Annotated in this window: 18 protein-coding genes; 9 read left to right on the plus strand and 9 right to left on the minus strand. The window is 63.2% G+C overall.

What is annotated here, in order from left to right; all coding sequences use genetic code 11:
* Positions 1-63: 63 nt before the first annotated feature.
* The 4 genes from FPB55_RS04455 to FPB55_RS04470 all read right to left on the minus strand — a co-directional run bounded on the left by FPB55_RS04455 (position 64) and on the right by FPB55_RS04470 (position 6,082).
* Entirely contained in the window at positions 64-1,443 is a 1,380-nt protein-coding gene (locus FPB55_RS04455) for an OprD family porin (protein ID WP_144187594.1), read from the minus strand.
* A 146-nt stretch (positions 1,444-1,589) separates the two neighbouring features.
* Entirely contained in the window at positions 1,590-3,182 is a 1,593-nt protein-coding gene (locus tag FPB55_RS04460) for an ABC transporter substrate-binding protein (protein ID WP_029885059.1), read from the minus strand.
* A 145-nt stretch (positions 3,183-3,327) separates the two neighbouring features.
* Positions 3,328-4,953, minus strand: a complete 1,626-nt coding sequence (locus FPB55_RS04465) for an ABC transporter substrate-binding protein (protein WP_009685156.1) — start codon at positions 4,951-4,953, stop codon at positions 3,328-3,330.
* Between the two features lie 412 nt (positions 4,954-5,365).
* On the minus strand, positions 5,366-6,082 hold the full coding sequence (locus FPB55_RS04470) for an SIMPL domain-containing protein (RefSeq protein WP_009685157.1): 717 nt from the start codon (positions 6,080-6,082) through the stop codon (positions 5,366-5,368).
* Positions 6,083-6,283: 201 nt separating this feature from the next.
* Between FPB55_RS04470 and FPB55_RS04475 the strand changes: the two genes are divergently transcribed.
* The 4 genes from FPB55_RS04475 to FPB55_RS04490 all read left to right on the plus strand — a co-directional run bounded on the left by FPB55_RS04475 (position 6,284) and on the right by FPB55_RS04490 (position 10,612).
* Entirely contained in the window at positions 6,284-7,540 is a 1,257-nt protein-coding gene (locus tag FPB55_RS04475) for an ATP-binding protein (RefSeq protein WP_009685158.1), read from the plus strand.
* The gene (locus FPB55_RS04480; protein ID WP_009685159.1) at positions 7,540-8,100 is read left to right on the plus strand and encodes a response regulator transcription factor; all 561 of its coding nucleotides are present in this window, start codon (positions 7,540-7,542) and stop codon (positions 8,098-8,100) included. Before FPB55_RS04475 ends, FPB55_RS04480 begins: the two co-directional genes overlap by 1 nt.
* Positions 8,101-8,252: 152 nt before the next feature.
* Complete coding sequence (locus FPB55_RS04485) at positions 8,253-9,194, plus strand: AEC family transporter (RefSeq protein WP_029885057.1); 942 nt, start codon at positions 8,253-8,255, stop codon at positions 9,192-9,194.
* 56 nt (positions 9,195-9,250) lie between these two features.
* On the plus strand, positions 9,251-10,612 hold the full coding sequence (locus FPB55_RS04490; protein WP_054890022.1) for an amino acid permease: 1,362 nt from the start codon (positions 9,251-9,253) through the stop codon (positions 10,610-10,612).
* Positions 10,613-10,689: 77 nt separating this feature from the next.
* Here the strand turns inward: FPB55_RS04490 and FPB55_RS04495 are convergent, their stop codons facing one another.
* From FPB55_RS04495 to gatC, 5 genes are all read right to left on the minus strand, one after another.
* The gene (locus FPB55_RS04495) at positions 10,690-11,733 is read right to left on the minus strand and encodes a calcium/sodium antiporter (RefSeq protein WP_029888090.1); all 1,044 of its coding nucleotides are present in this window, start codon (positions 11,731-11,733) and stop codon (positions 10,690-10,692) included.
* 60 nt (positions 11,734-11,793) lie between these two features.
* Positions 11,794-12,168, minus strand: coding sequence for a septal ring lytic transglycosylase RlpA family protein (locus FPB55_RS04500; RefSeq protein ID WP_009685164.1), 375 nt, complete (start codon positions 12,166-12,168; stop codon positions 11,794-11,796).
* 110 nt (positions 12,169-12,278) lie between these two features.
* Positions 12,279-13,724, minus strand: coding sequence for an Asp-tRNA(Asn)/Glu-tRNA(Gln) amidotransferase subunit GatB (gene gatB / locus FPB55_RS04505; protein WP_054890021.1), 1,446 nt, complete (start codon positions 13,722-13,724; stop codon positions 12,279-12,281).
* 11 nt (positions 13,725-13,735) lie between these two features.
* Entirely contained in the window at positions 13,736-15,187 is a 1,452-nt protein-coding gene (gene gatA, locus FPB55_RS04510; RefSeq protein WP_054890020.1) for an Asp-tRNA(Asn)/Glu-tRNA(Gln) amidotransferase subunit GatA, read from the minus strand.
* 15 nt (positions 15,188-15,202) lie between these two features.
* Positions 15,203-15,490 carry an Asp-tRNA(Asn)/Glu-tRNA(Gln) amidotransferase subunit GatC gene (gene gatC / locus FPB55_RS04515; RefSeq protein ID WP_003255165.1) on the minus strand — a complete coding sequence of 96 codons (288 nt, stop codon included), beginning with the start codon at positions 15,488-15,490 and terminating at the stop codon, positions 15,203-15,205.
* 205 nt (positions 15,491-15,695) lie between these two features.
* Here gatC and mreB point away from each other — a divergent pair, with 205 nt between their 5' ends.
* The 5 genes from mreB (at position 15,696) to rng (ending at position 20,625) form a co-directional block, all read left to right on the plus strand.
* Positions 15,696-16,733 carry a rod shape-determining protein MreB gene (mreB, locus tag FPB55_RS04520; RefSeq protein WP_003255163.1) on the plus strand — a complete coding sequence of 346 codons (1,038 nt, stop codon included), beginning with the start codon at positions 15,696-15,698 and terminating at the stop codon, positions 16,731-16,733.
* Between the two features lie 165 nt (positions 16,734-16,898).
* Positions 16,899-17,954 carry a rod shape-determining protein MreC gene (mreC, locus tag FPB55_RS04525; protein WP_080709180.1) on the plus strand — a complete coding sequence of 352 codons (1,056 nt, stop codon included), beginning with the start codon at positions 16,899-16,901 and terminating at the stop codon, positions 17,952-17,954.
* Complete coding sequence (gene mreD, locus FPB55_RS04530) at positions 17,954-18,442, plus strand: rod shape-determining protein MreD (RefSeq protein WP_029885529.1); 489 nt, start codon at positions 17,954-17,956, stop codon at positions 18,440-18,442. The genes mreC and mreD overlap by 1 nt, the downstream gene beginning before the upstream one ends.
* Positions 18,443-18,474: 32 nt before the next feature.
* On the plus strand, positions 18,475-19,113 hold the full coding sequence (locus tag FPB55_RS04535) for a Maf family protein (RefSeq protein WP_029885528.1): 639 nt from the start codon (positions 18,475-18,477) through the stop codon (positions 19,111-19,113).
* 54 nt (positions 19,114-19,167) lie between these two features.
* On the plus strand, positions 19,168-20,625 hold the full coding sequence (gene rng, locus FPB55_RS04540; protein WP_009683058.1) for a ribonuclease G: 1,458 nt from the start codon (positions 19,168-19,170) through the stop codon (positions 20,623-20,625).
* Positions 20,626-20,686 lie beyond the last annotated feature (61 nt).

The following is a 20,686-nucleotide window of genomic DNA, read 5'->3' on the forward strand; positions in this document are numbered from 1 at the left end:
TGCGTGCATTGATTCCAGCGTAGCCGCCAAGGCCCGCCGTGCAGCGGGCCGTGGCGCAAACGGTCAGAGAATGTTGAATGGGATGGTGGTGACCACGCGGAACTCGTCCAGGCTGCCATCGGCCTGCGCCTTGCTGGCGCGGTGCGTGGTGTAGGTGGCGCGGATACTGGTGTCCTTCAGCGGCCCGCTCTGCACCGCGTAGCTGGTGCCGATACCCCACTCGTAGTGGGTTTCGCCATCCAGGCCCCCCACGTCATAGGCGGTGCCACGGTAGTGGGTGCCATCGATGCCCCAGCCACGGGCGTTGTACAGGTTGAACTTCAAGCCTGGCACGCCGTAGGGCGCCATGTTCAGCACGTAGGAAATCTGCAGGGATTTCTCGTTCGGGCCGTTGAAGTCCGACAGCAACGAGTTGGCCAGGAAAATGCCGTTGGTTTCGTGCAGGTAGTCGAAGTATTCGTTGCCGTTGACCTGCTGCCACGAAGCGCTGAGGGTGTGCGCCTGGTGGGTCAGGCCGAACGACAGGCTGTAGGTGTCGTTGTCGATCTTGCCCATCTTCTGGCTGCCGGCGTCGACTGTCTTGTAGTAGTTCAGGCCAGTGGTCAGGCTGAGCACCGCACTGTCGCCAAGCACGTGGTTGGCGCCGAAGTAGTACTGGTTCCAGAAGTCATCGACTTTGGTGGCGTACAGGCTGGTGCTCAGGCTCTTGAACGGCTGGTAGTTGATGCCGGCAGTGCTGGCACGGTCGGTTTCCACGCCAGTGGCGCTGTACTCGCTGCGGAACTTGCTGAGGCTTTGCTCGGTACGCGGCGAGACGCGGTCGAAGGTGCCCAGGTCGAAGTTGAGGTTGTCGAACTCGGCGCTGTGCAGGAATACGCCCTGGAAGCTCGACGGCAGGGCACGGTTGCCGATGTAGGCGATCATGGGTGTGTCCACCGATTGCCGGCCCAGGGTGAGGGTGGTGTTGGACACGCGTGCCTTGATGTTGCCCAGGCCCAGCTTGCTCCACTGGCCGATGGGGTCGCCGTCGCTGTGGGTGAGGGTGCGGTTGTTGGGGCCGGCTACGGCCTGGCGGCTCTGCTGCAACGCAATGGCATTGTAGCCGGCGGCCTCGACGGCGATGCCGACGGTACCTTCGGTAAAGCCGGAGCTGTAGTTGAGGATGGTGCCCTGCACCCAGTTCTCACGGCTGTGGGTGTCGTGGCGGGTGCCGTCGTTCTTGTAGTACTTCCACAGGGGGGCGCGCGCCGCGCGTTCGCGGGCGTACCAGTTACGGGTGCTGCCGGACAGGTTCTGCCCCTCGATAAAACCGCTGGCCTGGGCTTGCTCGCTGGTGCTCTTGAGGGTGATGGGAATGAACGCCTGGCTTTGCGGGTCAGCCTGGGCCACGGTGGTCACTGCACTGATGGATAAGGCCAGTGCGCTCAAGGTGAATAGTTTCAAGTTGAAGCTCCCTTTCTTTTCTAGTTATGGCCGGCCTTGTGGGCCGGGTGCTTGCTGCGGTGTTGCCAGGGTTGCCGCGGGGTTGCCGGGCTTGATCCGGACGCTGTGTTGCCTGTACCGGCGAAGCGGCCGGTGCAGGTTGGCCATCAGTCAACACTCACACCGGAGAAATCATTGCGCCCAAACGGGCTGACCTTGAATTGGGAAACCTTGACGCTGAGCGGCTGGTTGACGGTGGAATGGGCCACCGGGGTGATCGGCACCTGCTGCTTGAGGCGCTGCTGTGCCTGCTGGTACAGGGCGCTGCGTTGCACCGGGTCGCTCACGCGCTTGGCCTGCATGACCAGGCTGTCGTACTGCGGATCGCACCACTGCGAGTAGTTGTTGCTGCCAATGGCGGCGCAGCTGTAGAGGGTGCCCAGCCAGTTGTCGGGGTCGCCGTTGTCACCGGTCCAGCCGATCAGGGCGATGTCGTGCTCGCCGTTTTTCATGCGCTTTATGTATTCCCCCCACTCGTAGCTGACGATGCGCACCTTGAGGCCGAGTTTGTTCCAGTCGGCCTGCAGCATTTCGGCCATCAGCTTGGCGTTGGGGTTGTACGGGCGCTGCACCGGCATGGCCCACAAGGTGACCTCGGTACCTGGCGCTACGCCGGCCTGGCGCAGCAGTTGGCGGGCCTTTTCCGGGTTGTAAGGGGCATCCTTGAGGCTGTTGTCGTAGGACCATTGGGTCGGTGGCATGGCGTTGACTGCCAACTGGCCGGCGTCCTGGTACACCGCCTGGATGATGGCTTGCTTGTTCACCGCCATGTCCAGCGCCTGGCGTACTTCCAGGCGGTCGAACGGTGCATGGCGGGTGTTGTAGGCGATGTAGCCGAGGTTGAAGCCCGGCTGCTGCAGCACCTGCAGCTGGCTGTCGGCGCGAAGGGCCGGCAGGTCGGCGGGGCGCGGGTGCAGGGTGACCTGGCATTCGTTGCGGCGCAGTTTCTGGATGCGCACCGAGGGGTCTACGTTGATCGAAAACACCAGGTTGTCGAGCTTGACCTGCTCGGGGGCCCAGTAGGCCTTGTTGCCCTTGTAGCGGATCTGCGAGTCCTTCTGGTAGCGCTGGAACACGAACGGGCCGGTGCCGATCGGGTGCTGGTTGATGTCACTGGCACGCCCGCTGGCCAGCAGCTGCTCGGCGTACTCGGCAGAGAGGATCGAGGCGAAGCTCATGGCCAGGTTCTGAATGAATGCGGCATCCACCGCGTTCAGGGTGAACACCACGGTCAGAGGGTCGCGTTTCTCGACCCGGGCGATGTTCTTGTCCAGGCCCATGCTGATGAAATAGGGGAACTCGGTGGGGTAGGCCTGGCGGAACGGGTGGCCTTTGTCGAGCATGCGGTTGAAGGTGAACAACACGTCGTCGGCATTGAAGTCGCGGCTGGGCGTGAAGGCCTTGTTGCTGTGGAACCTGACCCCTTCACGCAGGTGGAAGGTGTAGTTCAAGCCGTCGTCGGACACCTCCCAGCGGGTAGCCAGGGCAGGGTGCACGGCGGTGCCGCCACGTTCGAACTCGACCAGGCGGTTGTAGATCGGTTCGGCGGCGTCGTTGTCGGTGGCGGTGGTGTACTGGGCGGTGTCGAAACCGGCAGGGCTGCCTTCGGAGCAGAACACCAGGCTGTTGGCGTACAGGTGGGGGGCCTGGCTGATCAGGCCCAGGGCCAGCAGGGCAGCAAGTCGGGTGGCGTGGCGCATGGCAAGTCCTTTTCCTCTGTTTGCACCGCCTACGGGTACGAATGGCGGCAACAGTGTGCCGACCCCGCAGCGGATAGCTGCAGGCCGACAGAAATCAGTGATTGGAGGGGAGGGCACCCACCGCCTGGCGGGTGCCGGGGCTACCCTATTTGTCCACGCTGACGCCGTAGAAGGCGTTCAGCGCGAACGGGCTGATCTTGAAGTCCTTCACCTTGACGCTCATCGGCTGGTAGACGGTGGAGTGGGCGATCGGGGTGATCGGCACCTGCTCCTTGAGGATGCGCTGTGCCTGCTGGTACAGCTCGGTGCGCTTGGCTTGGTCGGAGGTGGCCTTGGCCTGTTTGATCAGGCTGTCGTAGGGCTTGTAGCACCACTTGGAGAAGTTGTTGCCGTCAATGGCATCGCAGCCGTAGAGGGTGCCTAGCCAGTTGTCCGGGTCACCGTTGTCGCCGCTCCAGCCAATCAGCATGGCGCCCTGTTCGCCGGCTTTGGAGCGCTTGATGTACTCGCCCCACTCATAGCTGACAATTTTTGCCTTGATGCCGATCTTGGCCCAGTCGGACTGCAGCATTTCGGCCATCAGCTTGGCATTGGGGTTGTACGGGCGTTGCACGGGCATGGCCCACAGGGTGATTTCGGTGCCTTCCTTGATGCCGGCTTCCTTGAGCAGTTGTTTGGCTTTTTCCGGGTCGAACGGTGCGTCCTTGATGCTGGTGTCATACGACCACTGTGTGGGCGGCATGGCGTTGACCGCCAACTGGCCGGCGCCCTGGTAGACCGACTCGATGATGCGCTTCTTGTCCACGGCCATGTCCAGCGCCTGGCGCACTTTCAACTGGGCCATGGGGTTGGGCTGGTTGCTGCCCTTGATCTGGTCCATCACGTTATAGGCGATGTAACCCAGGTTGAAGCCGGCCTGCTGGGGCATCTGCAGGTTCTTGTCGGCCTTCAGCGGCTCGATATCGGCCGGGCGTGGGAAGAGGGTGACCTGGCATTCGTTCTTTTTCAGCTTCTGCATGCGTACCGAGGCGTCGGTGGTGATGGCGAAGATCAGGTTGTCGATCTTCACGTCCTCGGGCTTCCAGTAGTCCTTGTTGCCCTTGAAGCGGATCTGCGCGTCCTTCTGGTACTTGCTGAACACGAACGGGCCGGTGCCGATCGGCTTCTGGTTGATGTCGGCGGCCTTGCCGTTCTTGAGCAACTGGTCGGCGTATTCGGCGGACTGGATCGAGGCGAAGCTCATGGCCAGGTTCTGGATGAACGCTGCATCGACCTCGTTGAGGGTGAACTTGACGGTGTGCTCGTCAAGCTTCTCCAGCTTGGCGATGTTCTTGTCCATGCCCATGTCGGTGAAGTACGGGAACTCGGTCGGGTAGGCCTTGCGGAAGGGGTGGTCCTTGTCGAGCATGCGGTTGAAGGTGAACAGCACGTCGTCGGCGTTGAACGGGCGGGTCGGCTTGAAGTAGTCGGTGGTGTGGAACTTCACCCCCTCGCGCAGGTGGAAGGTGTAGGTCTTGCCATCGTCGGACACGTCCCAGCGGGTGGCCAGGCCGGGTATCACTGCAGTGCCGCCGCGTTCGAACTGCGTCAGGCGGTTGAAGACGGTTTCGGCCGAGGCGTCGAAGTCGGTGCCGGTAGTGTATTGCCCTGGATCGAAGCCGGCCGGGCTGCCTTCGGAGCAGAACACCAGGTTGGACGCGGCAAGTGCCGACGGAGCACCGGTGAGCAAGCCTGCACCGAGCAGGAACGGTATGACTGCGTGTTTGAGCATGGTGGCCTCATTTTTGTCATTTTTCGAGTGAGGTGGCCTCGTGAGCCGACCTGCGGATACTTATGCAGGGGATGTTCCCAATGCAACAGGTACAAGGATAGTTGGCGCCGGAAATGTGGCACGAACGTACATGGATGTCGCATCGCTATAACTTTCGGCGAAGTCAAACGTTTGCGTGGGCAAAATGATGGCTTTTTTCGAGGTGTTTCGAGGCGGGAATTTTGTAGGATGCACCTGAACGGTGCGTAAGAAAGGTCTGAAACGCTTTTTTCAGCCCCCACACGGCCCCTGTAGGAGCGGCCTTGCGTCGCGATGGGCCGCGCGCAGCGGCCCCCTGTGCAGCACACTGCTACAGCAGGGGAGCGCCCCCGGCCCGTCGCGACCCCAGGCCGCGGAGACCGGCGCTAGTTGCTTAAGGCATCTGCACTTCAATCAACCCATCAGCATTCATGCTCACCTCGCTGGTACCGGCTTCGATGTCGGGCGCCGGCGCCGCTTCATCTGCGCTCATGGCCTTCATGGCCATGGGGGCGCTGCGCAGGTACGGCCGTGGGTAGCCGCTGCTGTTCAGGTTCAGGCTGACCACTTTGTAGCCTGTGCCGCCCAAGGCTTGCGTGGCCAGTTGTGCACGGGCCTTGAACGCATCGACGGCATCCTTGAGCAGCTCGTCTTCGCTGGACTTGCGCGTGGCCGGCGCGATGGAGAAGTCCATGCCACCCATTTTCAGCTCTTGCAGCAGGTCGGCGGTCAGTTGCGAGAGGGCCGGGAAATCGGCGCTTTCCAGGCGCAGCTCGGCGCGTTCACGCCAGCCGGTGATCTTCTGGCCTTTGCTGTCGTAAACGGGGTAGCTGTTGCGGCTGCCCTGGCTGATCTTCACATCCTTGACCTGGCGCGACTGCTGCACGGCCTTGTTCATGGTTTCGGTGATCTGCTTGGCGAGCTTGCCGGGGTCGCTGTTCTGCGCTTCGCTATACAAGGTCACGACCATCAGGTCGCGCGCCACTTCCTTGCTGACCTCGGCCCGCAGCGATACCTGGTTGTAGCGCGGTTCATCGGCCGCCAGTGCCGGCAGGCTGGCGAGCAGGCCGCAAGACATGATCAGGGCGGCGCCGTGACGTGGAATGTGCATGTGGTACTCCTTGGCAATAAAAGGCGTGGTCGCTGGTCATCCATGCCACGCATGGCCAATCAGACCGGCATCAGTGTAGTGGGTTCAACAGTGCCATCATGACAGTGTGACAAAGTGTGGCGCTTTGCCGCAGCGCTGCAGCAGGGGGCCCGGCTTCGGTATACTCCAGCCGATTTTCTGGAGCACTCATCAGGAGAGCTCATGCTCGCCGCCGTACAACCGTTGTCCGCTACCCGCCAGAACCTCTGGCGCCTGACCGTCATTCGTGTGCTGGTCCTGGCTGCCCAGGCCGGCTCGGTCGGTGTCGCCTACTGGACCGAACTGCTGCCCTTACCCTGGCTATCGCTGGCCGGTACCTTGGCCTTGTCGTCGCTGCTGTGTGCCTTCACCGCCCTGCGCCTGCGCTTGTCGGTGCCCGTCACCGAAATGGAATACGCCCTGCAGCTGGCCTGTGACCTGTTGATCCACAGTGCCTTGCTGTATTACTCCGGCGGTTCGACCAACCCGTTCGTGTCCTACTACCTGGTACCGTTGGCCATTGCCGCAGTGACCCTGCCGTGGCTGTATTCGCTGATCCTGTCCGGTATTGCCCTGACCGCCTACAGCTTGCTGCTGGTGCAGTTCTACCCGCTCGAAGGCCTGCCCATGGCGCGGGACAAGATGCAGGTGTACGGCATGTGGCTGAGTATTGCCCTGGCGGCGGCGGTGATCACCTTCTTCGCGGCACGCATGGCTGAAGAGCTGCGGCGCCAGGAGCAATTGCGCTCCGAGCGGCGTGAAGAAAGCCTGCGCGACGAGCAGTTGCTGGCCGTAGCCACCCAGGCCGCCGGCGCCGCTCATGAGCTGGGCACGCCGCTGGCCACCATGAGTGTGCTGATCAATGAAATGCGCCAGGACCACACCGACCCGCTGTTGCAGGAAGACCTGCAAATCCTTCAGGACCAGGTGAAGCTGTGCAAGGAAACCCTGCAGCAACTGGTACGCGCCGCTGAAGCCAACCGCCGCCTGGCGGTGGTCGAGCAGGATGTCACCGCCTGGCTGGACGAAGCGCTGAACCGCTGGCACCTGATGCGCCCGGAAAGCAGCTACCGCTTCCAGCGCCTGCGTGACGGCCAGGTGCCGCGCCTGACCCCGCCACCGGACCTGACCCAGGCGCTGCTGAACCTGTTGAACAATGCGGCCGATGCCTGCCCCGATGACCTTGAAGTGCGCCTTGACTGGGACGCTCAGGATATCGTGATCAGCATCCGCGACCATGGCCCTGGCGTGCCGCCGGCCATTGCCGAAGCCATCGGCAAACCCTTCATTACCACCAAGGGCAAAGGTTTCGGCCTGGGCCTGTTCTTGAGCAAGGCCAGCGTGACCCGTGCGGGCGGTTCGGTAAAACTTTATAGTCATGAGCAGGGTGGCACCCTGACCGAACTGCGCCTGCCCTATGGCAAGCGAGGAGATGAATGATGAGCGAAGAAAACCAGGTCGAGAGCGAAGAGCTGCCGCACCTGCTGCTGGTGGATGACGATGCCACCTTCACCCGGGTCATGGCGCGCGCCATGAGCCGTCGCGGGTTCCGCGTGAGCATTGCCGGTTCCGCCGAAGAGGGCTTGATCCTGGCCCAGCAGGACCTGCCGGATTACGCCACGCTGGACCTGAAGATGGACGGCGACTCCGGCCTGGTGCTGCTGCCCAAGCTGCTGGAGCTGGACCCGGAAATGCGCGTGGTGATCCTGACCGGTTATTCGAGCATTGCCACAGCAGTGGAGGCGGTCAAGCGCGGCGCCTGCAACTACCTGTGCAAACCGGCTGATGCCGACGACGTGCTGGCGGCGTTGCTGTCGGAGCACACCGACCTGGACGCGTTGGTGCCGGAAAACCCGATGTCGGTCGACCGCCTGCAGTGGGAGCATATCCAGCGTGTGCTGACCGAGCACGATGGCAATATCTCGGCCACCGCACGGGCGCTGGGCATGCACCGGCGGACCTTGCAGCGCAAACTGCAGAAGCGTCCGGTTCGGCGCTGATTCATATTGCCTGTACCGGCCTCATCGCTGGCAAGCTGGCGATAGGGCCGGTGTGGACAGAAATTTATCTGTAACACCCCGCGATCCCCGCAAATCCCGGCTGTTGGCGTATCATTGCCACCTGACGGCAACCCCTCCAGGATCGCTAGCGCATGCTCGCCCTTCTCATCCAGACGCTGAATATCACGGCACCGGTTTTCGCCATGCTGTTCATGGGCGTGCTGCTCAAACGCATTCGCCTGATCGACGATAACTTCAACCAGGTCGCTTCGCAGCTGGTGTTCAACGTGTGCATGCCGGCCCTGCTGTTCCTGGGCATCTACCACGCTGACCTGGCTACGGCGGTCCAGCCCGGGGTCATCCTGTACTTCATCGCAGCGACCCTGATCGGCTTCGCCCTTGCCTGGGGCATGGCTATCTGGCGCAGCCCCATGGCCGACCGCGGTATCTATGCCCAAGGCGCCTTTCGCGGCAACAACGGCGTCATTGGCCTGGCCTTGGCCGCCAGCCTGTACGGGGACTATGGTATTTCCCTGGGGGCGGTACTCGCCGGCGTGGTCATCCTCATGTACAACTCGCTGTCCGCGGTGGTGCTGGCGGTGTACAGCCCGGACCTCAAGTCCGACCCCTGGAGCATCTGCAAGAGCATTTTCAGCAACCCGCTGATCATCAGCGTATTGGTGGCCACCCCGATGGCCTACGGCCAGGTGCCGCTGCCCAACTGGTTGCTCACTTCAGGCGACTACCTGGCGCAGATGACCCTGCCACTGGCGCTGATCTGCATCGGCGGCACCCTGTCGCTGGCGGCACTGCGCGACAGTGGCCGCCTGGCCATCGATGCCAGCCTGGTGAAGATGGTGTGGTTACCGCTGCTCGGCACCTTGGGTGCCTGGCTGTGTGGTTTTCGCGGTGCCGAGCTGGGCATTCTGTTCCTGTACATCGGTAGCCCGACGGCGGCCGCCAGCTACGTGATGGCGCGCGCCGCCAACGGTAACCACCAATTGGCGGCGTCGATCATCGTGATCACCACGTTGATGGCAGCAATCACCACCAACATTGGTATTTTCATCTTGCAGTGGGGCGGATGGATCTAGATCCTTGACTGCAAACAACAGCAACAGCACTGCCTCACTGAGCTAAAGGACACTTCATGCAAGACCAGAGCACGCCCGAGCGGTTACAGCGCGGGCTGAAGAATCGCCACATCCAGCTGATTGCGCTGGGTGGGGCCATCGGTACCGGGCTGTTCCTGGGCATCGCCCAGACCATCCAGCTGGCTGGCCCATCGGTACTGCTGGGTTACGCCATCGCCGGCCTGATGGCCTTCCTGATCATGCGCCAGTTGGGTGAAATGGTGGTGGAAGAGCCGGTTGCCGGCAGCTTCAGCCATTTTGCCCACCAATACTGGAGCGAGTTCGCCGGGTTCGTCTCGGGCTGGAACTACTGGGTGGTGTACGTGCTGGTCGGCATGGCCGAGCTTTCGGCTGTGGGTATCTACGTGCAGTACTGGTGGCCGGAATTTCCGACCTGGGCCACCGCGGCGATCTTTTTCGTGGTGATCAACCTGATCAACCTTACCCAGGTCAAGGTCTATGGCGAAATGGAGTTCTGGTTCGCCCTGGTCAAGGTGGTGGCCATCGTCAGCATGATCGGCTTCGGTGCCTGGTTGCTGAGCAGCGGGCAGGGCGGCGCCGATGCCAGCGTAGCCAACCTGTGGCAGTACGGCGGGTTCTTCCCCAATGGCGTCAGCGGCCTGGTGATGGCGTTGGCGGTGATCATGTTCTCGTTCGGCGGCCTGGAACTGGTGGGCATTACCGCTGCCGAGGCCGACAACCCGCGCCAGAGCATTCCCAAGGCCACCAACCAGGTGGTGTACCGTATCCTCATTTTCTACATCGGCGCGCTGGCCGTGCTGCTGTCGTTGTACCCGTGGCAGAAGGTGGTGCAAGGCGGTAGCCCGTTCGTGATGATCTTCCACGAACTGGACAGCGACCTGGTGGCCACCATTCTCAACATTGTGGTGCTTACCGCGGCGCTGTCGGTGTACAACAGCTGCGTGTATGCCAACAGCCGCATGCTGTTCGGCCTGGCCAGCCAGGGCGATGCGCCGCGCCAGTTGCTGAAGGTCAGCCGCAGCGGCGTGCCCCTGACCGCACTGGGGGTATCGGCGTTCGCCACCGGCTTGTGCGTAGTGATCAATTACCTGATGCCGGGTGAGGCCTTTGGCTTGTTGATGGCCCTGGCGGTATCGGCGCTGGTGATCAACTGGGCGAGCATCAGCATCACCCACCTGAAGTTCCGCAAAGCCAAGCTGGCCGCGGGCATCACCCCGTTCTACAAGAGCCTGGGGCACCCGCTGACCAACTACCTGTGCCTGGCATTCATCGTGTTGATCCTGGTGGTGATGTACCTGACCCCGCCGATTCGCATTTCAGTGATGCTGATACCGGCATGGATTGCCGCGCTGTGGGTGGCCTTCAAGCTGAAGAAGGCTCGCCAGGCGAAGTACTGAGTCGGGCTTGTGCGTGAGGGGCAGGCCGCCAGCCTTTCGCCGGCTGGTGGCCCTGGCGCGCTGCCTATCCATGCCCCTCAATGCTGCCGCCGCCAGGCGCGCACGGTGGTGTACAGCAGCACCAGGGCCAGTACCGGCAGCACGTAGAACAGCATCAGCCGCTCAAGGCGGCCGGCCAGCGGCAGCCCCATGGTGAAGGCCGCGACGTGCAGGCCATAAGCCAGGTACAGGCACAGGAAGACCAGCCCTTCGGCGCGGGTAATGCGGTAGCCGGAATAGAACACCGGCATACTCAGTACGGCAACGCCGAGCATCACGGGCAGGTCGAACGACAGTGCATTGGGTGAAATCGACAGCGGCTGTGGGGTCACCAGTGCGGTCAGGCCCAGCACCGCCAGCAGGTTGAACAGGTTGCTGCCGATGACCGTGCCCACGGCGATCTCCCGCTCGCCCCGCAGGGCCGCAATCAAGGCGGCGGCCAATTCCGGCAGGGAGGTGCACACAGCGACCACGGTCAGCCCGATGACGCGCTCGGACAGGCCCAGGTCGGTGGCCACCTCGACGGCGGCTTCAAGCAGCAAGTGGCCTGCCAGGGTCAACAGGCCCAGGCCGAACAGCACCTGCAGCACGGTGGCTGGCCAGAAGCGCCCGGCGCTGGCCTGGGCGGCATCGGGGGCAGGGTAGGTGCGTGCGTAATGGCGCGACTGGTGCCAGAGCATGGCCAGGTAGCCGGCCAGGCCCAGCAACAGCAACCCGCCTTCGAACCGGCCCAGCTGGCCGTTGGCGCACAGTGCGTAGACCAGGCCGCTGGCGAGGATCATCAGCGGTATGTCCAGACGTACCAACTGGCGCGAAACCCGCAGTGGAATGATCAATGCGGCCAGGCCGAGCACTACCAGCACATTGAAGATATTGCTGCCGACCACGCTGCCGACCGCTACATCCGGCGCGCCCTGGTAGGCCGCCTGCAGGCTGACGGTCAACTGTGGTGCGGTGCTGCCGAAGGCGACCAGGCTCAGGCCGATGATCAGCGGGCGCACGTGCAGGCGCTGCGCCAGGCGCAGGGCGGCGCGCACCAGCAATTCGGCGCCGCCTACCAGCAACAGCAGGGCTGTGCCCAGTTGCAGCAGGCTGAAGGTGGGAAGGGTGGCCAAGTCGAAAATGGTCGAACTCCTGTCGCGTCAGTCGCTAAGCCCTTGTACCCGCACCCGCGCTGTGCCGCTACGCAGCATGCCGATTTTTTCGGCGGCGGCGCGTGACAGGTCGATCAGCCGGCCGCGGGTATGCGGGCCACGGTCGTTGATGCGTACCACCACACTGCGCTGGTTGGCCATGTTGGTCACCAGAACGCGGCTGCCAAACGGCAGGCTGCGGTGGGCGGCGGTAAAGCCGTGCTGGTTGAACGGTTCGCCGCTGGCGGTGCGTTTGCCGTGGTGGCGCGAGCCGTAATAGGAAGCGGTGCCGGTCTGGTCGTAACCGCGTGGGTCGATGTCATGGCTGGCGCAGCCGGCCAGGAACGAAAACAGGGCGAGGGTGCCGAGGGATCGTTTTAGCAAGTCAGGTGCTCTCCTAGTGCGACGCTCCCACAGGTCGGCGCTGTACCTGTGGGAGCGGGCATGCCCGCGAACGAGGGCGAAGCCCTCGCAGGACTACAGGGATAAAACAATCACCCTTCGAGCTTGGCCTTGAGCATTTGGTTCACCTGCCCCGGGTTGGCCTTGCCTTTGGAGGCTTTCATGGCCTGGCCGACGAAGAAGCCGAACATCTTGCCACGCTTGGCTTCATCAGCCGCGCGGTACTGTTCCACCTGCTCGGCATTGGCGGCCAGCATTTCGTCGAGCATCTTCTCGATTGCGCCAGTGTCGGTGACCTGCTTCAGGCCTTTGCTTTCGATGATGCTGTCGGCATCGCCTTCACCGCCAGCCATGGCTTCGAACACGGTCTTGGCGATCTTGCCGCTGATGGTGTTATCGCGGATGCGCAGCAGCATGCCACCCAGTTGCGCAGCGCTGACCGGTGCCTGGTCGATCTCCACGCCCAACTTGTTCAGCAGGCTCCCCAGTTCGACCATGACCCAGTTGGCGGCCAGCTTGGCGTCACCGCCAATTTTCACCACTTCTTCGAAGTAGTCGGCCTGTTCGCGGCTGGAGGCCAGCACGTTGGCATCGTAGGCCGACAGGCCGTACTGGCGCTGGAAGCGCTCGACCTTCTGCGGCGGCAGCTCGGGCAGGGCAGCGCGGATGCTGTCGAGGTAGCTGTCTTCGATCACGACCGGCAGCAGGTCCGGGTCGGGGAAGTAACGGTAGTCGTTGGCTTCCTCTTTGCTGCGCATGGAACGGGTTTCATCTTTGTTCGGGTCGTACAGGCGGGTTTCCTGCACCACCTTGCCGCCATCCTCGATCAGGTCGATCTGGCGCTGGATCTCGCTGTTGATGGCACGCTCGATGAAGCGGAACGAGTTGACGTTCTTGATCTCGCAGCGGGTACCGAATTCAGCCTGGCCTTTCGGGCGGATCGACACGTTGCAGTCGCAACGCAGCGAGCCCTCGGCCATGTTGCCGTCGCAGATGCCCAGGTAGCGCACCAGTGCGTGGATCGCCTTGACGTACGCCACGGCCTCCTTGGCGCTGCGCATGTCAGGCTCGGACACGATCTCCAGCAGCGGTGTGCCGGCGCGGTTCAGGTCAATGCCGGTAGAGCCGCTGAAGTCTTCGTGCAGGCTTTTGCCTGCGTCTTCTTCCAAGTGCGCGCGGGTGACCCCGATGCGCTTGATGGTGCCGTCTTCCAGGGCGATGTCCAGGTGGCCCTTGCCGACGATCGGCAGGTCCATCTGGCTGATCTGGTAGCCCTTGGGCAGGTCCGGGTAGAAGTAGTTCTTGCGCGCGAACACGTTGCGCTTGCCGATCTCGGCATCGATGGCCAGGCCGAACATGCAGGCCATGTGCACGGCTTCCTGGTTCAGCACCGGCAAAACGCCCGGCATGCCCAGGTCAACCAGGCTGGCCTGGGTATTCGGCTCGGAGCCGAAGGTGGTAGCGCTGCCGGAGAAGATCTTCGACTGGGTGGCGAGCTGAGTGTGGATTTCCAGCCCGATCACAACTTCCCATTGCATGTGTGAACTCCTCAGAAGCCGTTGGGGGCACGGGTGTGCCAGTCGGTCACTTGCTGGTAGCGGTGCGCGACGTTGAGCAACCGGCCTTCCTGGAAGTACGGCGCCAGCAGCTGTACGCCGACCGGCAGGCCGTCGACGAAGCCCGCGGGCATCGACAGGCCCGGCAGGCCCGCCAGGTTGGCGGTGATGGTGTAGATGTCTTCGAGGTAGGCGGCGACCGGGTCGCTGCTCTTGGCGCCCAGCTTCCAGGCCGGGTTCGGCGTGGTCGGGCCAAGGATCAGGTCAACCTCGTTGAAGGCGGCCATGAAGTCGTTCTTGATCAGGCGGCGGATCTGTTGCGCCTTCACGTAGTACGCGTCGTAGTAGCCGGCCGACAGGGCGTAGGTGCCGACCATGATGCGGCGCTGGACTTCAACGCCGAAACCTTCGCCACGCGAACGCTTGTACAGGTCGGTCAGGTCCTTGGGCGCTTCGCAGCGGTAGCCGAAGCGCACACCGTCGAAACGCGACAGGTTGGACGAGGCCTCGGCAGGTGCGATCACATAGTACGCGGCAATGGCGTGCTGCATGTTCGGCAGGCTGATTTCCTTGACCACGGCACCGAGCTTTTCCAGCTCCTTGACGCTGGCCTGGACCAGGTCGGCAATGCGTGGGTCCAGGCCTGCACCGAAGTACTCCTTGGGCAGGCCGATGCGCAGGCCCTGCAAGGAGGCGCCGAGGTTGGCGCTGTAGTCCGGCACCGGCTCCTCGATGCTGGTGGAGTCCTTGGCGTCGAAGCCGGCCATGCCTTGCAGCAGCAAGGCGCAGTCTTCGGCGGTGCGCGCCAGTGGGCCACCCTGGTCGAGGCTGGAGGCGTAGGCGATCATGCCCCAGCGCGAAACACGACCGTACGTCGGTTTCAGGCCGGTGAGGTTGGTCAGCGCCGCCGGCTGGCGGATCGACCCGCCGGTGTCGGTGCCGGTGGTGGCTGGCAGCAGGCGCGCCGCCACGGCCGCGGCAGAACCGCCGGACGAGCCGCCTGGCACGTGTTCCAGGTTCCACGGGTTCTTCACCGCGCCGTAGTGGCTGGATTCGTTGGCCGAACCCATGGCGAACTCGTCCATGTTGGTCTTGCCCAGGGTGACCATGCCGGCTTCGGCCAGCTTGGCGACCACGGTGGCGTCATACGGCGCCTTGAAGTTGTCGAGCATCTTCGAGCCGCAGCTGGTGCGCACGCCGTTGGTGCAGAACAGGTCCTTGTGGGCGATGGGCGCCCCCAGCAGCGCGCCGGTCTCGCCAGCGGCGCGACGGGCGTCGGCGGCGCGCGCCTGGCCCAAGGCCAGTTCGTCGGTGACGCTGATGAAGCTGTTGAGCTGTGGGTCGAGCTGCTTGATGCGCGCCAGCAGCGCGCCGGTCAGCTCTTCGGAAGAAAACGACTTGTCGGCGAGTCCGCGGGCGATCTCGGCCAGGGTCAATTGGTGCATGGCAGGCTCTATCCCTTACTCGATGACTTTGGGAACCAGGTACAGACCGCTTTCGGTCGATGGCGCGATGGCCTGGTAGGCGTCGCGCTGGTTGCTTTCGGTGACCTGGTCGGGACGCAGGCGCTGGCTGGCCTCCAGCGGGTGAGCCAGAGGCTCGATGCCAGTGGTGTCGACAGCTTGCATCTGGTCGACCAGCCCAAGAATGCTGTTGAGGGCGTCGGTAATGCGTGGCAGTTCGCCATCATTCAGGCCCAGGCGGGCCAGATGGGCGATCTTTTCCACGTCGCAGCGTTCAAGCGCCATGGGGATCTCCAAGGGAAACAAAGAACGGAATTTAGGTCCGCAGTGAGGAACATGTCAGCTTTTTGGCGGTCTAACAGCCGCGAATTTCTGCTGGCGTGCTCGGAAAAACAGCCAATTTAACATATTGGCTCCTTGCCCAAAATCCCTGCCATTGTTAGAGTTTGCCGCACTTTTTTACCCACGCTTTCCCCAGGGTCACTTTCCCATGTTCAAGAAACTGCGTGGCATGTTTTCCAGCGATCTTTCCATCGACCTGGGTACTGCCAACACCCTTATTTACGTGCGTGAGCGCGGTATCGTCCTGAATGAGCCCTCGGTTGTTGCCATCCGTACCCATGGCAACCAGAAAAGCGTCGTCGCCGTCGGTACCGAAGCCAAACGCATGCTGGGCCGTACGCCTGGCAACATTGCAGCCATTCGTCCGATGAAGGACGGCGTGATCGCCGACTTCAGCGTTTGCGAAAAAATGTTGCAATATTTCATCAACAAGGTTCACGAGAACAGCTTCCTGCAGCCAAGCCCGCGCGTGCTGATCTGCGTACCGTGCAAATCGACCCAGGTAGAGCGCCGCGCCATTCGCGAGTCGGCCCTGGGTGCCGGTGCCCGTGAAGTGTTCCTGATCGAAGAGCCAATGGCTGCCGCCATCGGTGCCGGCCTGCCGGTAGAAGAGGCCCGCGGTTCGATGGTCGTCGATATCGGTGGCGGCACCACCGAAATCGCCCTGATCTCGCTCAACGGTGTGGTCTACGCCGAGTCCGTGCGTGTTGGCGGTGACCGCTTCGACGAAGCCATCGTGACCTACGTGCGCCGCAACTACGGCAGCCTGATCGGCGAGTCCACCGCCGAGCGCATCAAGCAGGAAATCGGCACTGCCTACCCGGGCGGCGAAGTGCGCGAAGTCGACGTGCGTGGCCGTAACCTGGCCGAAGGCGTGCCGCGTGCCTTCACCCTGAACTCCAACGAAGTGCTCGAAGCGCTGCAGGAGTCGCTGGCGACCATCGTTCAGGCAGTGAAGAGCGCCCTCGAGCAATCGCCGCCCGAGCTGGCCTCCGACATCGCCGAGCGTGGCCTGGTGTTGACCGGTGGTGGTGCGCTGCTGCGTGACCTCGACAAGCTGCTGGCCCAGGAAACCGGCCTGCCGGTGATCGTCGCCGAAGACCCGCTGACCTGTGTCGCCCGTGGCGGTGGTCGCGCCCTGGAGATGATGGACAAGCACGCGATGGACCTGCTCTCCAGCGAGTGATCCTGCTCGCGGTTCATGAGCGCCCGGTTTACAGGTAGTACGCACAGTGCTACCTGTATGTGCTGGGCTGGCGTCCACACGGGCGCCGTATCCGTCAACCCGCAACCAGGCTGGTGCGTTGTCCCATGTCCAATGACCTCCTGAGTCGTCCACGAGGAACGGCCCATTAAACCGCTTTTCTCCAAGGGCCCTTCGCTGGGCGTTCGCCTGCTCGTTCTGGTGGTGCTGTCAGTCGCGTTGATGGTTGTCGACGCGCGCTTCGACGTGCTCAAACCGGTGCGCAGCCAGATGGGCCTGGTGCTGATGGAGTCGTACTGGATCACCGACTTGCCGCAGCGTGCCTGGCAGGGCGTGGCGGGCCAGTTCGGTAGCCGCACCGAACTGATTGCCGAAAACGAGAAGCTCAAGACCGAGGCCCTGCTGCTGCAGGGGCGCCTGCAGAAGCTGGCGGCCCTGACCGAGCAGAACGTGCGCCTGCGCGAATTGCTCAACTCCTCGGCGCTGGTCAACGAAAAGGTCGAAGTGGCCGAGCTGATCGGGGTCGACCCCAACCCCTTCACGCACCGTATCCTGATCAACAAGGGTGAGCGTGACGGCGTGTTCCTTGGCCAGCCGGTGCTCGATGCCCGCGGCCTGATGGGGCAGGTGGTCGAGTTGATGCCCTATACCTCGCGGGTGCTGCTGCTGACCGACACCACCCACAGCATTCCGGTGCAGGTCAACCGCAATGGCTTGCGCGCGATCGCCAGCGGTACCGGTAACCCCGAGCGCCTGGAATTGCGCCATGTGGCCGATACTGCCGACATCAAGGAAGGCGACCTGCTGGTCAGTTCCGGCATGGGCCAGCGCTTCCCGGCCGGCTACCCGGTGGCCACCGTCAATGAAGTGATCCACGACTCCGGGCAGCCGTTCGCTATCGTGCGTGCCATCCCCACCGCCGCGCTCAACCGCAGCCGCTACATGCTGCTGGTGTTCAGTGACCGGCGCACCCCAGAGCAGCGTGCCACCGATGCTGCCATGGCCCAGGAAGAAGCCGACCGCAAGGGCACCGCGCCCGCCGGCCAGCCAGCCACAACCGGCGAGCAGGCCGCACCGGCCACGGGTACCCCTGCAGCGCCGGCCAGCCCGGCCACGCCAACGGCCCCGGCCGCGCAGCCTGCGGCCCCTAGTGCTGCCCCGGCGGCAGCGCCGGCTGCCCCCGCCCACACCCGGAGACAATGATGGCTGCATCGCGCCGCAACAACGGCTGGGTGATCTGGCTGACTTTCGCCATCGGCCTGCTGCTCAGCGTCTCGCCCATGCCGCAGTTCATGGAAGTGTTCCGGCCCATGTGGCTGGCCTTGCTGGTTTCGTTCTGGACCCTGGCCATGCCGCACAAGGTGGGCATGACCACAGCGTTCGTGCTGGGCCTGGCCGAGGATGTGCTGTACGGCACCTTGCTGGGGCAGAACGCACTGATCCTTACCCTGATCACCTTCCTGGTGCTGTCCTTGCAGCAGCGCCTGCGCATGTTCCCCATGTGGCAGCAAAGCCTGGTCATTCTGGTGATCTTCGGCATTGCCCAGCTGATCCAGCTGTGGCTCAGCGCCCTGACCGGCAACCGTCTGCCCACCCTGGCACTGGTCTGGTCGGCGGTGATCAGCGCCTTGCTCTGGCCGTGGATCAGTTTCGCCCTGCGCGACCTGCGTCGCCGCTTGCGTATCAACTGACGGCGATGCGCCGCTGACAGGGAGATGTCTGCATGAACCCGCTTTACCTGGCCTCCGGCTCGCCTCGCCGCCGTGAATTGCTGACCCAGATCGGCGTGCCGTTCAGCGTCATCAGCGCCCCCATCGACGAAACCCCGCTGGCCGATGAAAGCGCCCAGGCTTACGTCGAGCGTCTGGCCCGGGCCAAGGCTGCCGCCGGCCTGGCCTGCCTCGCCCACCCTGACAACGCCACGGCCCCCGAGCGCCGTGCTGTGGTGCTTGGTGCAGACACGGCAGTGGTGCTCGAGGGGCGTATTCTGGGTAAACCGCAAAGCCGCGAAGATGCCTTGGCCATGCTGGCTGATCTGGCTGGCCGCGAGCACCAGGTGCTGACCGCCGTCGCTTTGACCGATGGCCTGCGCGTGCGCAGCCTGTGCGTGGCCAGCAGCGTGCATTTTCGCCCGATCGGTGCCGACGAAGCGCAACGTTACTGGGCCAGCGGCGAGCCGGCGGACAAGGCAGGCGGTTATGCCATCCAGGGCCTGGGTGCGGTGTTCGTCACCGGCCTGGCCGGCAGCTATTCGGCAGTGGTCGGTTTGCCGCTGTGTGAAACCGCAGAATTGCTCGGCCAGTTTGGCATTGCCTGCTGGCAGCCGCTCGTGCCTGCAACAGAGGTAACAAACCCGCGGTAGCCAGCTCTGCCTTCGCCATCCATCATTACAAGAAACTTTTGACGAGAGCCTGCCATGAGTGAAGAGATCCTGATCAACATCACCCCGATGGAGTCACGCGTGGCGGTGGTGGAAAACGGGGTGCTGCAGGAAGTGCACGTCGAGCGCACTCAGCGCCGTGGCATCGTCGGCAATATCTACAAGGGCAAGGTGGTGCGTGTGCTGCCAGGCATGCAGGCCGCCTTCGTCGACATTGGCCTGGAACGTGCGGCGTTCATCCATGCTTCGGAAATTTCCCAGCGCGAAGGCTCGGCGGTCGAGAACATCACGGCGCTGGTGCACGAGGGCCAGGCGCTCGTGGTACAAGTGACCAAGGACCCGATTGGCACCAAAGGCGCGCGCCTGACCACGCAGTTGTCGATCCCTTCGCGTTATCTGGTGTACATGCCGCGCAGCAGCCACGTTGGCATTTCCCTGAAGATCGAAGATGAAGCCGAGCGTGAGCGCCTCAAGCAGGTGGTCAGCAACTGCATGGAGAGCGAGAACATCAAGGATGCCGGCGGGTTCATCCTGCGCACTGCCGCCGAAGGCGCGCGGGCCGAGGAAATCCTGCAGGACATCCGCTACCTGCGCCGCCTGTGGGAGCAGATCGGCAGCCAGATCAAGACCTGCGGTGCACCGACGGTCATCTACGAAGACCTGGGCCTGGCCCTGCGAACCCTGCGGGACCTGGTCAACCCGAAGATCGAGAAGATCCGCATCGACTCGCGGGAAACCTTCCAGAAAACCATGCAGTTCGTGAGCGAACTCATGCCGGAAATCGCCGACCGCCTCGAACACTACCCTGGCGAGCGGCCGATCTTCGATCTGTATGGCGTCGAGGACGAAATACAGCGCGCGCTGGAGCGCAAGGTGCCGCTCAAGTCGGGTGGCTATCTGGTGGTCGACCCGGCCGAGGCGATGACCACCATCGACGTCAACACCGGGGCTTTTGTTGGGCATCGCAACCTTGAAGAAACCATCTTCAAGACCAACCTCGAGGCCGCTACCGCCATCGCCCGGCAGCTGCGCCTGCGCAACATCGGCGGCATCATCATCATCGACTTCATCGACATGGAAGATGAAGAGCACCAGCGCCAGGTTCTGCGCACCCTGGAAAAACAGCTGGAACGCGACCATGCCAAGACCAACATCATCGGCATCACTGAGCTGGGCCTGGTGCAGATGACCCGCAAGCGCACGCGCGAAAGCCTGGAGCAGGTGCTGTGCGAGCCCTGCCTGGCTTGCCAGGGACGTGGCAAGCTGAAAACCCCCGAGACCATCTGTTACGAAATTTTCCGCGAGATCCTGCGTGAGGCCCGTGCTTACCAGGCCGAAGGCTACCGTGTGCTGGCCAACCAGAAGGTGGTTGACCGCCTGCTGGACGAAGAGTCGGGCAACGTTGCCGAACTGGAAGCCTTCATCGGTAGAACCATTCGCTTCCAGGTCGAGTCGATGTATTCGCAGGAACAATACGACGTGGTGCTGCTCTGAGGCCCTCAGCAACACGTCGCTGCCTCGTCGCGCTGGCGAAACCCGTGCGACGGGCCATCAT

Source organism: Pseudomonas sp. BJP69 (assembly GCF_007633355.1).
Lineage (GTDB): Bacteria > Pseudomonadota > Gammaproteobacteria > Pseudomonadales > Pseudomonadaceae > Aquipseudomonas > Aquipseudomonas juntendi.